The sequence below is a fragment of the Bradyrhizobium niftali genome, assembly GCF_004571025.1.
Classification (GTDB): Bacteria; Pseudomonadota; Alphaproteobacteria; order Rhizobiales; family Xanthobacteraceae; genus Bradyrhizobium; species Bradyrhizobium niftali.
Window position 1 is genome coordinate 121,296 of the sequence record NZ_SPQT01000013.1, and the last position, 13,517, is coordinate 134,812.

11 protein-coding genes and 2 tRNA genes are annotated in these 13,517 nt (G+C 64.1%); 2 read left to right on the forward strand and 11 right to left on the reverse strand.

The features are described 5' to 3' along the window. Positions 1–23 precede the first annotated feature (23 nt). From E4K65_RS22520 to E4K65_RS22560, 9 genes are all read right to left on the reverse strand, one after another. A complete protein-coding gene (locus tag E4K65_RS22520) occupies positions 24–884 on the reverse strand; it encodes a class I SAM-dependent methyltransferase (protein WP_167771038.1) in 861 nt (286 codons plus the stop codon). Positions 885–930: 46 nt separating this feature from the next. Then, complete coding sequence (locus E4K65_RS22525) at positions 931–1,539, reverse strand: acetyltransferase (RefSeq protein ID WP_135176036.1); 609 nt, start codon at positions 1,537–1,539, stop codon at positions 931–933. A 119-nt stretch (positions 1,540–1,658) separates the two neighbouring features. Continuing rightward, a tRNA-Val gene (locus tag E4K65_RS22530) sits at positions 1,659–1,735 on the reverse strand. A 49-nt stretch (positions 1,736–1,784) separates the two neighbouring features. Then, a complete protein-coding gene (locus E4K65_RS22535) occupies positions 1,785–2,189 on the reverse strand; it encodes a GFA family protein (RefSeq protein ID WP_025576560.1) in 405 nt (134 codons plus the stop codon). Between the two features lie 70 nt (positions 2,190–2,259). Continuing rightward, positions 2,260–4,683, reverse strand: coding sequence for an endopeptidase La (gene lon, locus E4K65_RS22540; RefSeq protein WP_027547359.1), 2,424 nt, complete (start codon positions 4,681–4,683; stop codon positions 2,260–2,262). Positions 4,684–5,007: 324 nt separating this feature from the next. Next, on the reverse strand, positions 5,008–6,279 hold the full coding sequence (gene clpX / locus E4K65_RS22545; protein ID WP_008547851.1) for an ATP-dependent Clp protease ATP-binding subunit ClpX: 1,272 nt from the start codon (positions 6,277–6,279) through the stop codon (positions 5,008–5,010). 448 nt (positions 6,280–6,727) lie between these two features. After that, a complete protein-coding gene (locus tag E4K65_RS22550; protein WP_011087708.1) occupies positions 6,728–7,363 on the reverse strand; it encodes an ATP-dependent Clp protease proteolytic subunit in 636 nt (211 codons plus the stop codon). Positions 7,364–7,652: 289 nt separating this feature from the next. Continuing rightward, entirely contained in the window at positions 7,653–9,014 is a 1,362-nt protein-coding gene (gene tig / locus E4K65_RS22555; RefSeq protein ID WP_135176037.1) for a trigger factor, read from the reverse strand. A gap of 177 nt (positions 9,015–9,191) precedes the next feature. Continuing rightward, positions 9,192–9,276 (reverse strand) — tRNA-Leu (locus tag E4K65_RS22560). A 154-nt stretch (positions 9,277–9,430) separates the two neighbouring features. Between E4K65_RS22560 and E4K65_RS22565 the strand changes: the two genes are divergently transcribed. Continuing rightward, on the forward strand, positions 9,431–10,747 hold the full coding sequence (locus tag E4K65_RS22565) for a multicopper oxidase family protein (protein ID WP_135176038.1): 1,317 nt from the start codon (positions 9,431–9,433) through the stop codon (positions 10,745–10,747). Between the two features lies 1 nt (position 10,748). Here E4K65_RS22565 and E4K65_RS22570 read toward each other — a convergent pair whose 3' ends face one another. Together E4K65_RS22570 and E4K65_RS22575 are read right to left on the reverse strand one after the other, a co-directional pair. Then, positions 10,749–11,186, reverse strand: a complete 438-nt coding sequence (locus tag E4K65_RS22570) for a GNAT family N-acetyltransferase (protein WP_135176039.1) — start codon at positions 11,184–11,186, stop codon at positions 10,749–10,751. Continuing rightward, the gene (locus E4K65_RS22575; RefSeq protein ID WP_167771039.1) at positions 11,186–12,685 is read right to left on the reverse strand and encodes an NAD(P)H-hydrate dehydratase; all 1,500 of its coding nucleotides are present in this window, start codon (positions 12,683–12,685) and stop codon (positions 11,186–11,188) included. Before E4K65_RS22575 ends, E4K65_RS22570 begins: the two co-directional genes overlap by 1 nt. Positions 12,686–13,065: 380 nt before the next feature. On the opposite strand from E4K65_RS22575, the gene E4K65_RS22580 reads away from it, so the two are divergent. Continuing rightward, positions 13,066–13,404, forward strand: coding sequence for a P-II family nitrogen regulator (locus E4K65_RS22580; RefSeq protein WP_007603495.1), 339 nt, complete (start codon positions 13,066–13,068; stop codon positions 13,402–13,404). Positions 13,405–13,517 lie beyond the last annotated feature (113 nt).

Sequence of the window (13,517 nt, forward strand, 5' to 3'; positions counted from 1 at the left end):
GACGGCGCGGCGAGAGCCGCGCCCTACACCGCCTTCGCCGTCACGATCCAGATCGCGCCCTGGAGCGCCACCGACTGTCCCTTCAGGAACGGCGCCAGCATCTCGCGGATCGAGGCTTTTGCGGCCTGGTACGTCTCCGGCGGATGGCCCTGGAGCGCGCGGCTGGCCGGGCCAATCTGCAAGGCGCCGTCGACGGCCGCATCGAGACCGCCGCCGATCGCGACATCCATCGCGAGATTGTGCGGCTCCATCGCCACATCGACGAAGCCTGCACCTTTCAGGATGCGCGTCACGCGCTCCTCCGATGCAAAGGCGAACGGCCCCGGCTCCTCCGGTCCGACCGGCGGCATCTTCGGCACGTGTTTGTAGACCGCCATCAACGGCGCCATCATCCAGGGATTTTCCTTCGGCTCGCGCCAGCAGGCAAAGGCAAGCCGCCCGGACGGCTTCAGCGCACGGCGAAGGTTGGTGAAGGACGCGATGGGATCGGCGAAGAACATCACGCCGAACCGCGATGCGAGCAGATCAAAGCTCGCCGGCTCGAACGGATGGACCGTCGCATCCGCCAGCACGAACTCGAGCGGCAGGCCATTCGGCGCCAGCGCACGTGCCTGCGACAGCATCGGATCGGAGACGTCGAGCCCGAGCGCAAAGCCGTTCGGCGCCACCTCCTTTGCAAACGCGACCGTCGTAGCACCCGAGCCGCAGCCGACGTCGATGACGCGCTCGCCCGGCTTCGGCTTGGCCCGTGCGATCAGGACATCGGCGATCGGCCCGAGTAGCCGCTCCTGCGCCGCATGGCGGTCGGCCCAGCGCTGCCCGCTCGGTCCGTTCCAATAGGCGATCTGGTCGGCGTTCTGCGCGTCACCGCTGGGCTGTTGCATCAGGCCCTCTCTCAAATTTCGCAATCCAGCCACTCGTCACGAAGCCTCAAGCGATGCGCTTGACGAGCTGCGCCGGATTTCCGCCCATCATGACATTCGGCTCGACATCGGTACTGATCAGGCTGCCAGCCATGACCTGGACATTGTCGCCGATGATCCTGTTCGGAAAGACGCCGCTCTTCATGCCGAAGAAGCAATTGGCGCCAACCCTGACCCCGCCGCCGAACGTCACGCCGACCGTCACCTGGGACAGCGCACCGAGAATACAATCGTGGTCGACGCTGGAAAGGGTGTTGACGATCGTGTCGCGCCCGATCAGGGCTCTGGAGCCGATGACGGCACCAGCCCCAATCACGGCGCCGCTCTCGATTTCGGCATCCCTCGCGACAAAGGCCGTCGGAGCGATGCACGGCGGCATATTCACCTTGGCTGCCCGCAAGCGCGATGCACAGAGATCGCGCGCCGCGTTGGCTCCTATTCCGAGGTAGGCATCCCCGAGCGGGAGCTCACGGAAATAGTCGTCCTCGGACATCATGCTTCCCGGCAACGCCGCCTGGCCCTCCAGGCTCTGAACGACAAAGACGGGCGCAACATCGAGGAACGAGGCGATCACGCGCGCATGGCCACCTGCACCGAAGATATATGCCTTAGCCATGGGATTTCTTCGTCATCATGTAGGCCATCACGACACCATCGCTCTTGGAAGCATTCCCTTGACCAGGGATCACATAACCCGACGCGGATGGCCGGATAGACCGCATCAGCAAGCGTATCTGGTGGGCGGTCACGGATTCGAACCGCGGACCCTCTCGGTGTAAACGAGATGCTCTAACCAGCTGAGCTAACCGCCCCTCGCCGCCTCTTTATCCCTACCCGCCCTCGGTGGGCAAGTACGGAACATCAATCCCCCGGCCTCCCCGGCAGCACCGGCACGGTGTCGATCCATACCGCCGCCGACTGGCACCAGATCTGCCGGCTGGGCCTCAGAGCGTCGCGCTGGCGGATGCTGCCCCAGCGGATGCCCCAATCGTCGGCCTGGTCGCCCTCGCCGCTGGTGAACAGCGGGGAACCGCAATCGGCGCAAAAATGCTGGAAGCGCATCCGGCCGTTGTCGCCGCGCTTGCCGTAGATTTTCGGCGTGCCGCCGGTGAGCCTGACGTCACCGGCGGAACAGATCGCGGTGACCCGGAACGGCGATCCCGTCAGCGTCTGGCAGTCCCGGCAATGGCAGATCGAGACCGCCTCGGGGTCGATCTCGGCCTCAAATGTGATCTGCCCGCAATGGCATTGCCCGTCGATCTTCATCGCCCTCGTTCCCTTGCCTCAAAACAAAAACGGCGCCCGAAGGCGCCGTTTTATCATCTTTCGCTCGAGATCAGTGAGCGGTCAGGCCGCCGGCGGCTTCGTCGCCGTCCGGCTTCACCGTCACCTTGGTGTCCTCTTCCCAGACGATCGGCACCGGCTTCTTCACCAGCGCCTTGGCGACGACGTCATCCAGCCGCGAGACCGGGATGATCTCCATGCCGCCCTTGATCGCATCGGAGATCTCCGTGAGATCCTTGGCGTTGTCCTCGGGGATCAGCACCGTCTTGATGCCGCCGCGGGCAGCAGCCAGCAGCTTCTCCTTCAGACCGCCGATCGGCAGCACGCGGCCGCGCAGCGTGATCTCGCCGGTCATCGCGACATCGTGGCGAACCGGGATGCCGGTCATGACCGAGATGATCGCGGTGGCCATCGCCACGCCCGCCGATGGACCGTCCTTCGGCGTCGCGCCTTCCGGCACGTGCACGTGGATGTCGCGCCGGTCGAACAGCGGCGGCTCGATGCCGTAGACGATCGCGCGCGAGCGGACGTAGGACGCCGCCGCCGAGATCGATTCCTTCATCACGTCGCGCAGGTTGCCCGTGACCGTCATCTTGCCCTTGCCGGGCATCATGACGCCTTCGATGGTCAAGAGCTCGCCGCCGACATCGGTCCAGGCAAGGCCGGTGACGATGCCGACCTGCGGCTCGCTCTCGATCTCGCCGAAGCGGTACTTCGGCACACCCAGCAGCTCTTCGAGAGACTTCTCGGTGACCTTGACCGACTTCTTCTTGGAGATCATCAGCTCCTTCACCGCCTTGCGGGCGAGTGTGGAGAGCTCACGCTCCAGGTTACGCACGCCCGCTTCGCGGGTGTAGCGGCGGATCAGCAGCAGCAGCGCGTCGTCGTCGATCGAGAACTCCTTGGAGTCCAGGCCGTGCTTGGACACCGCGTTCGGGATCAGGTGCTTGCGCGCGATCTCGACCTTCTCGTTCTCGGTGTAGCCCGCGATCCGGATGATCTCCATGCGATCCATCAGCGGCCCCGGAATATTGAGCGTATTCGCGGTCGTGATGAACATCACGTTGGACAGATCGTAGTCGACCTCGAGATAGTGGTCGTTGAAGGTCCCGTTCTGCTCGGGGTCGAGGACCTCGAGCAAAGCCGAGGACGGATCGCCGCGGAAGTCGGCGCCCATCTTGTCGATCTCGTCCAGCAGGAACAGCGGATTGGACGACTTGGCTTTCCGCATCGACTGGATGATCTTGCCGGGCATCGAGCCGATATAGGTGCGGCGGTGACCGCGGATCTCGGCCTCGTCGCGCACGCCGCCGAGCGAGACGCGCACGAACTCGCGCCCCGTCGCCTTCGCGATCGACTTGCCGAGCGAGGTCTTGCCGACGCCGGGAGGTCCGACGAGGCACAGGATCGGTCCCGTCAGCTTGTTGGCGCGCGACTGCACCGCGAGATACTCGACGATGCGTTCCTTGACCTTCTCCAGACCGTAGTGATCGGAGTCCAGGATGGCTTGCGCCGATTCCAGGTCCTTCTTGACCTTGGACTTCTTGTTCCACGGGATCGACAGCAGCCAGTCCAGATAGTTGCGCACGACGGTCGCTTCCGCGGACATCGGCGACATCTGGCGCAGCTTCTTCAATTCGTGCTGCGCCTTCTCGCGCGCTTCCTTGGAGAGCTTGGTCTTGGAGATCTTCTCTTCGAGATCGGCGAGCTCATCGCGACCGTCGTCGTCGCCGAGTTCCTTCTGGATCGCCTTCATCTGCTCGTTGAGATAATACTCGCGCTGGGTCTTCTCCATCTGGCGCTTGACGCGCGAGCGGATGCGCTTCTCGACCTGGAGCACCGAGATCTCGCTCTCCATCAGGCCCAGCACCTTCTCGAGGCGCGTGGTGACCGACAGCGTCTCCAGGATGCCCTGGCGATCCGCGATCTTGACGGCGAGATGGGAGGCGACGGTGTCGGCGAGCTTGGCGAAATCGGTAATCGCCTGCACGACGCCGACGACCTCGGCCGAGATCTTCTTGTTGAGCTTCACATAGCTCTCGAAGTCGGACACGACCGAGCGCGCCAGCGCCTCCGCCTCGACCGACTTCGCATCGGTGTCGGCCAGGGCAATGGCGGTCGCTTCATAGTAGTCGGCGCGATCGGTGTATTTCTGCACGCGCGCACGCTCGAGCCCTTCGACCAGCACCTTCACGGTGCCGTCGGGAAGCTTCAAGAGCTGGAGCACGCTGGCAAGCGTACCGGTCTCGTAAATCGCATCGGGCGCCGGATCATCGTCGGACGCGTTCTTCTGCGTTGCGAGCATGATCAGCGCGTCGTTCTTCATCACCTCTTCGAGCGCGCGGATCGACTTCTCGCGGCCGACGAAGAGCGGCACGATCATGTGCGGGAAGACGACGATGTCGCGCAAGGGAAGCACGGGATAAGCGTGCGTCTCGCCATGGACGATGGTTGGCCGGGGTTTTGGATTAGTCATGGCCTTTTCCTTTTGCTTTGCCCCCTTGCACGCAGCCCGCCATGCTCATGCGCAACCGCCACAAGGTGCCGAGGTGATCCACAAAACCGGTCTACCATTCGAAGGGCGGACCGGGCTTGCCGGATCGGAACTGAGGCGAATCTTGAAGAGAATTCACGCTCGCCGCCGACATTAGGTGGCTATCGACCCGGGGGGTGTCAAGTCATTGAAAAACGCGCGCCATCAGGCGCTTACGCACACGGGTAAGCGACGCAAACTCGGCTGCGGAGATGCATTCCGCAGCCGTCACCTCTCAGGACGATTGGAGCGTTCCAGCGCCGCAAATCAGGCGCTGGCGTTCTCGACGGCACGATCGGATCGATCGGCGTAGATGTAGAGCGGACGGGCCGTGCCTTCCACGACTTCGCGCGAAATCACGACTTCTTCCACACCTTCCAGACCCGGCAAGTCGAACATGGTCTCGAGCAGGATCGCCTCGAGGATCGAACGCAGGCCACGCGCGCCGGTCTTGCGCTCGATCGCCTTGCGGGCGACCGCGCCAAGCGCCTCGTCGGCGAAGGTCAGCTCGATGTTCTCCATCTCGAACAGGCGCTGATACTGCTTCACCAGCGCGTTCTTCGGCTCGGTCAGGATCTTCTTCAGCGAGGTCTCGTCCAGATCCTCGAGCGTCGCCACGACAGGCAGACGGCCGACGAACTCGGGGATGAGGCCGTACTTCAGGAGATCCTCAGGCTCGACGTGACGGAAGATCTCGCCGGTACGGCGGTCCTCCGGCGCGAGCACCTGGGCGCCGAAGCCGATCGAGGTCGACCGACCGCGCGCCGAGATGATCTTCTCGAGCCCGGCGAAGGCGCCGCCGCAGATGAACAGGATGTTGGTGGTATCCACCTGCAGGAATTCCTGCTGCGGATGCTTGCGGCCGCCCTGCGGCGGGACCGAAGCCACCGTGCCTTCCATGATCTTGAGCAGCGCCTGCTGCACGCCCTCACCCGACACGTCGCGCGTGATCGAGGGATTGTCGGACTTGCGGCTGATCTTGTCGATTTCGTCGATGTAGACGATGCCGCGCTGGGCGCGCTCGACATTGTAGTCGGCGGCCTGGAGCAGCTTCAGGATGATGTTCTCGACGTCCTCACCGACATAGCCGGCTTCGGTCAGCGTCGTCGCGTCCGCCATCGTGAACGGCACGTCCAGAATGCGGGCGAGCGTCTGCGCGAGCAGCGTCTTGCCAGAACCGGTCGGACCGATCAGCAGGATGTTCGACTTCGCGAGCTCGACGTCGTTGTGCTTGGTCTGGTGGTTGAGGCGCTTGTAGTGGTTGTGCACCGCGACCGACAGGACCTTCTTCGCATGGCTCTGGCCGATCACGTAATCGTCCAGCACCTTGCAGATTTCCTTCGGCGTCGGAATGCCGTCGCGCGACTTGACCAGCGAGGACTTGTTCTCCTCGCGGATGATGTCCATGCAAAGCTCGACGCACTCGTCGCAAATGAAGACCGTGGGACCCGCGATCAGTTTGCGGACTTCGTGCTGGCTCTTGCCGCAGAACGAGCAATATAGCGTGTTCTTGGAGTCGCTCGTGCCGACCTTACTCATTCATGTCTCCGTCCGCGGTTCGATCCCGTTCCGCTCGATCGCTCCATCCCGACACACCGGTCGGTATGAAGCTCAAATAGAGCAAATTCCGTACCAAAAAAGACCCTACGCGTTACATCCCGTGCGAATCGCGGTCACTCGATTCTTCCGCGATCATAGCGGATCATTCGTAGCCAACCATGCTGTCACCCGACTATCAAGAATTCGCTAATCGGGGGTCGCCGGCTACCCGTGACAATACCGTGATTTCAGGTCTTGGCACGGACGAAGTGATCGAAATCACCCCGGCGTTGCTGGATTGCCACGAAAAACAAGCACGAAAGCGGAACTTTCGGCCTGTCGCAGGGCACAAAACGGCGTTTTGCGATGCGCACACGAGTTCTAAACGTGAACGCTCCCCTGGAGGTCCCCGGCGAACCCGAGGGATCGCCGTTGCCGACCAGTAGTGCTACTGGGTCTTCGCTGCTGCCGGCTCTTCGGCGCGCTTGTCGATGACCCTGTCGACCAGGCCGAACTCCTTGGCGTCGTTGGCGGTCAGGAACTTGTCGCGTTCCAGCGCATCCTCGATCGTCTTGTAGGTCTGGCCGGTGTGCTTGACGTAGATCTCGTTGAGCCGCTTCTTCAGGTTCAGGATTTCCTGCGCGTGCAGCATGATGTCGGTGGCCTGGCCCTGGAAGCCGCCGGAGGGCTGGTGCACCATGATGCGCGCATTCGGCAGCGAGAAGCGCATGTCCTTCTCGCCGGCGGCTAGCAGCAGCGAGCCCATCGAAGCCGCCTGCCCCGTGCACAGCGTCGAGACCGGCGGGCGGATGAACTGCATGGTGTCGTAGATCGCAAGGCCCGACGTCACCACGCCGCCCGGCGAGTTGATGTACATCGAGATTTCCTTCTTCGGATTTTCCGCTTCAAGGAACAGCAGCTGCGCGACAACCAGCGTCGACATGCCGTCCTCGACCGGACCGGTCAGGAAAATGATGCGCTCTTTCAGCAGGCGCGAGAAAATGTCGTAGGCGCGCTCGCCACGGTTGGTCTGCTCGACCACCATGGGCACGAGGTTCATGTAGGTTTCAACCGGATCGCGCATGAGTCACCTAGGGTTTTCGGAGGCGGACATCGCCACTCTTGGCTGCCAGTTTGGCTGGATTTGCCGGAAGGCCGATGGACGCCCGTGATGCAGGAAGTTGGTAACGTAGAAGTTTGGGTACAGGGTGTACCGACAGATATAGCCCAATTCGCGCCAGACAAGTGCGGGGCGAATTAAGGCTTAATCCGCCGGGCACTTGAAGCTGATTCTCGCAAAAAGGCCCAGCCAGCCACATGGCTAGCCGGGCCCTTCCGCTGATCATCCTTAATAGAAGACTGTCTCAAAGCCTTCAGGCCGCGGTCTTTTCCGCCTCGTCGTCCTTGTAGAGGTCCTCGCGCGAGACCTTCTTCTCGGTCACGTTGGCGAGTTCGAGAATGAAGTCGACGACCTTGTCCTCGTAGATCGGCGCGCGGAGCTGGGCCAGCGCCTGGGCGTTGCTGCGGTAATAGTCCCAGACTTCCTTCTCGCGGCCGGGCATCGAGCGCGCGCGCTCGATCACGGCGCGGCCGACCTCGTCGTCGGTTACGGTGATCTTGTTCTTCTCGCCGATCTCGGAGAGCACGAGGCCGAGCCGCACCCGGCGGTCGGCGATCTTGCGGTATTCTTCCTTGGCGGCATCTTCAGTGGTGTCCTCGTCGGCAAAGGTCTTGCCGGCCGAGTCCATCTCGGCCTTGACCGAGTTCCACATCAGATTGAACTCCTCGTCGACGAGCGAGGGCGGCGCCTCGAAGCGATGCGCCTCGTCGAGACGGTCGAGCAGCGCACGCTTGACGCGCTGGCGCGTCGCACCCGCGAACTCGGCAACCAGACGCTCGCGCGCGGCTTCCTTCAGCTTGTCCAGCGATTCGAGGCCGAGCGTCTTGGCGAACTCGTCGTCGATCGCAATGTCCTGCGGCGCTTCGATCGTGGTCGCGGTGGTCTCGAACTCGGCCGGCTGGCCGGCGAGCTTGTCGTTCATATAGTTCTTGGGGAACGACACCTTCAGCGTGCGCGTCTCGCCCGCGCCGATGCCGGCGAGCTGCTCCTCGAAGCCGGGGATGAAGGTGTTGGAGCCGATCACGACCTGGATGCCCTCGCCGGCGCCGCCCTCGAAGGCTTCGCCGTTGATGGTGCCCTTGAAGCTGACGGTGACGCGGTCGCCGGTCTCGGCCTTGGCGCCCTCGGCCTTCGCGGTATAGCCGCGGTTGCTGTCGGCGATGCGCTTGATCGCCTCGTCGACGTCGGAGTCGGAAACGTCAGCCACGGGCTTCTCGACCTGGAAGGTCTTGAAGTCGGCGAGCGCGATCGACGGCACCACCTCGATCGCGACCGTGTAGGTCAGATCGGTCTTGCCGCTCAGCAGCTCCTCGACCTCGGCCTGCTCGGTCGGCATCGTGATCTTCGGCTCGGTCGCGAGGCGGAAGCCGCGCTCGGAGAACAGCTGCGTGTTGGTGTCGCGGATGGTCTGGTCGATGGTCTCGGCCATCACCGAGCGGCCATAGACCTTCTTGAGATGGGTGACCGGCACCTTGCCGGGACGGAAGCCGTTGATACGGACCTTGTCCTTGAGGTCGACGAGCTTGGCGCCGGCCTTGGCGTCGAGATCAGACGCGGGAACGCTGATCTTGAACTCGTGCTTCAAACCTTCCGAGAGGGTTTCTGTGACCTGCATGGCGTCCAATCTTCTTCTCGTTCGGTCCCGGCACGCATGCGTCGGGACGCTGTCATTAATCGATCCGGCGCGAGGCAAACGCCTCAACGCCGGTGGTTCATCAGAGCCCTGCTCCCGACGGAAAACATCCGCACGAAGCGAGGCCCTTCGGTAATCCGTGCAAACGCTGAAAGCGCTTGGTGCGGGCGGAGGGACTCGAACCCCCACAACTTTCGTCACTGGAACCTAAATCCAGCGCGTCTACCAGTTCCGCCACGCCCGCGTGAATTTGCATCAAGACCGGCCGCGATGCCGCGGGCGGCCGGGCTTATAGCATGCGCCTGACTGTTCGCAGCAAAAAAATGGCCTGATGGCGGCAGGCTTCAAGTAGGCACGATGGCTGGACTTATCCAGCGCGGCGTGGTCCGGATCGGGCCATGAAACCGCGGATCATTGACCCCAATCGGCGTGAGGTTTTGGCCGGCCTTCTTGCCGGCCTCGGAGCCTCGGCGGCCGGGTTGATGGCCGGTGGCGCAGCCCCACCGGTGACCGCCCAGCTCGCCCTCCAGGCCCGCCTGGCGACCTTGGCCTTGAGGCCGGGTCAGCCGCCCACACCCGTCTGGGAGCTGGCCGCCGTAAGCCATACCAGGGGCGTCCATCTCAAGCGTGGCGACCGCTGCGAGGTGGTGTTCCGTAACGACCTGCCTGTGCCACTTGCGCCAGTCTGGTACGGCCTTAACGGCCCGGCTGCGGCCGACCCGCTGCGGGGGCGCGCGCCGACCGCGCCGGATGCGACTGAAACTTCAATTATTTCAATACCAAACGCCGGTACCCTGCTGACCGACTTTCGTCTCTTCGAGGACGGCCTGAAGCAACCGGCGCGCCCGCTTCCGATCATCGCGGAGGAGACGAGCCGCATCGCCGTCGATCGTGACGAGGTCCTGCTGATCGAGGAATGGCGCCTGCGGCCGGACGGGACAGCGCTGCCCCCGGGCCGCGACCCGAAGGACACGACCCCGCTCTATACGATCAACGGGCAGACTTCATGTGAGCTCTCAGCCGCGGCCAATGAGCGGCTGCGATTGCGCTTTATCAATGGCTCCCAACGCACTGTTCTGGCGATCAAATTGGAAAGTCACGACGTCCGCGTGATGGCCCTGGACGGACAGCCGGCCGAGCCGTTCCCGGCGCGCAACGGCGCCCTGGTGCTGGCTCCCGGCGCGCGTGCCGACGCCTTCGTGGATGCAGCCATATCGGCGAAATTTCTGCTGCATGACGGCAAGGAAGGCCGCCCGATCGGAAACCTCACGATCTCCGGCACGATGGAGCGGCGTGCGCCGCTGTCGCCGCCACAGCCGCTCCCTGCGAATGCCCTGCCCGACCAGCTCGATCTCAGAGGCGCCCTGCGGTTCGATGTCGCGCTCGGTGCCCCCGACACCGGCTGGGCACGGCCTGCGAATTTCTCGACCGCCTCGGCGCCAGCCTTCCGCGCCAAGACCGGCCGCACCGTCGTGCTGACCCTCAAGAACCCCGCAGCCCTCACCGCCGTGTTCCATCTGCACGGCCACCCCTTCCGGCTGCTCGACCGCCTCGACGATGGCTGGAAGCCCTACTGGCTCGACACGCTCGCGGTCGAGCCCGGCCAGACCCAGCGTATCGCGTTCGCGGCGACCTCACCGGGACGCTGGCTGATCGAATCCGTCGTGACCGACTGGGCCGCGCCGCGGCTGGTGCGCTGGTACGCGGTGGAGTGAGCTATGCGCGCGCCCAGACGTAGCGGGCGTCCGGCTCCTTCTCCTCGTTCCGCGCCCCGTCCGTCTGCTCGACCAACGCGAAGCCACGGGCCTCGTAGAAGCGTCGCGCGCGTTCATTGCACTGGAAGGTCCAGAGCTCCAGCCGTTCGCAGGCACGCTTGGCCACATCGAGGAGCTCGGTGCCGACACCGCGGCCCTGGGCAGCGGGAAGGACATAGAGCTGCTCGACCCAGCCATCGCGGAAGGCAATGAGCCCGCTGAGCGCGTCCTGGTCGAAGCGGCCCCACACGCGGCACGTTTTGAAAACATGCTCGCGATAAAACCAACGATCCTCCTCCGGCGTGTGCAGCCCGACGAGCCGCGGCATCGCCTGGTCAAACGCGATCCGATGGACCTGCGCGGCCGCCCCCATATTGGTGAGCGCGAGCTGCCTCAGCACTAGTACTCGATCCCGAGCGCATTATAGATCCGCCGGTGCACGGCCGGCAGCGTCTCGGTGAGATCTTCCGCGATCAGCCCCGGCCCCGCCTCGCTTGCCGCCTCGCCATGCATCCACACGCCGATGCTGGCGGCTTCGAAGGCCGGCACCCCCTGCGCCAAAAGCCCTGCGATGACGCCGGAGAGCACGTCGCCGGCGCCGGCGGTGGCGAGCCAGGGCGGCGCATTGGCGGCGACGGTGGCGCGGCCGTCGGGCGCGGCGATGGTGGTATCCGGGCCCTTCAGCAGCACCACGGCGCCGGAACGTTCGGCGGCGGCGCGGACGCGCTCGAGCTTGGAGCGGCCGGGATGCTTGTTGCTGAGATCGGAGAACAGGCGCGGGAATTCACCCTCGTGCGGCGTCAGCACCACCGCACTGTCCTGCGAGGACTTGATCGCTTCAAACAGGCGCTCGGGATTCGCGGCAAAGCTCGTCAGTGCATCGGCGTCCAGCACCAGGTGTCGTTGCGCGGTAAGCGCCGTGTGGACGAAATCGCAGGTGCGATCGCCGACGCCCGTGCCGGGGCCAATGATGCAGGTGTTGTAGCGCTTGTCGCCGAGCAGCTCGCCAAACTCGATCGCGGTGTCGACGGGGCGAACCATCACCGCAGTCAGCGCCGCCGCATTGATCGCGAGCGCATCGCGCGGGCTCGCCAGCGTCACCAAGCCGGCACCGGCCCGCAACGCGCCGCGCGCGGCGAGCCGCGCCGCGCCGGTCGCGACTGCGTCGCCCGAAACCGCCAGCACATGCCCTCGCGCATATTTGTGGCCGTCGATCCGCGGCACCGGAAAGGCCGCGCCCCAGAAATCCGGATCGTTCTCGAAGGTCTGCGGCCTGATCTCGTCCAGCACCTGCGCGTCGATACCGATGTCGGCAACGCGCACGCGGCCGCAATGCATCCGTCCCGGCAGCAGCAGGTGCGCCGGCTTCTTTCGAAAGAAGGTGACGGTCTCGGCGGCGTTGACTGCAGCGCCCAGCACGGCGGCGCTGGTGCCGTTGATGCCGCTCGGCAGATCGACCGCAAGCACCAAGGCACCGTTGGCGTTGATCGCCTCGATCATCGCGCGCGCCTCGCCGTCGACGGAGCGGCTGAGGCCCGCGCCGAACAGCGCATCGATGATCAGCGCCGGCTTTCCGATCGCCTGCGGATTGAACGGGAGCACCGGGTGTTTCCAGCCGCGCGCGGCGGAGGCCGCATCGCCCTGGAGCTGGTCGCGCTCGCACATCAGGATCACCGAGACCTCGCGGCCCTGGGCGGCGAGCTCGGCGGCTGCGACAAAACCGTCGCCGCCATTGTTGCCGGGGCCGGCCACGATCAGGATCGGCCCCTCCTCCACCAGCGCATGGGCGGCCTCGGCGACCGCCTGGCCCGCGCTCAGCATCAGCTTGAAGCCGGGCGTGCCGGCCGCGATCGAGAGCTGGTCGGCGCGCTGCATTTCGGCGTTGGTCAGAACTTCCATGCCACTTCCCTGTACAAACGCCTCTTCAGCAGGCATCTTCCGTGCCGACCCGACCGGCGGAACGTCGATTTGCACATAGATTGAACCGTTTGCCTATTTCGTAGTCTTCGGTATTTTGGGCCGGTCGGCTCCACCTATCAGAGATGCTCGTTAAAAGGCTGATAACGCTCCAATAATCAGGGCATTTGCAACTTGGCATAGACCCTGCTTTCGAGGAAGCCGCTTCGGTTCGTCGTGCTCACTGACGTCTATCAGGGTGTGACCGGCCGTTGGTGCCGGACTGGTCAGGGATCCCGGCATAGCGAGGACAAGATCGTGCGTGAGATAAAGCGCATCCTGACGAGACGTTGCTATTTGATCGAAATGCCGGGAGGCGCGCAGTGAAGAAAATCGAAGCCATCATCAAGCCGTTCAAGCTCGACGAGGTGAAGGAAGCGCTTCAGGAAGTCGGCCTTCAGGGCATCACTGTCACCGAAGCCAAGGGCTTTGGCCGGCAGAAGGGCCACGCCGAGCTCTACCGCGGCGCAGAATACATCGTCGACTTCCTGCCGAAGGTGAAGATCGAGATCGTGATCGGCGACGATCTGGTCGAGCGCGCCATCGACGCGATCCGCCGCGCTGCGCAGACCGGTCGCATCGGTGACGGCAAGATTTTCGTCTCCAACATCGAAGAGGCGATCCGCATCCGAACCGGCGAATCCGGGCTGGACGCTATCTGAGCCGGGTGCTATCCCGCATTTTGCGACACTCTGACAAGAAATAAGGCTGCTTCGGCGGCCTGAATTCGTTTGTGCGGTCGCGCGCGAACTCGCCAAAAGCGAGAATAATCCTG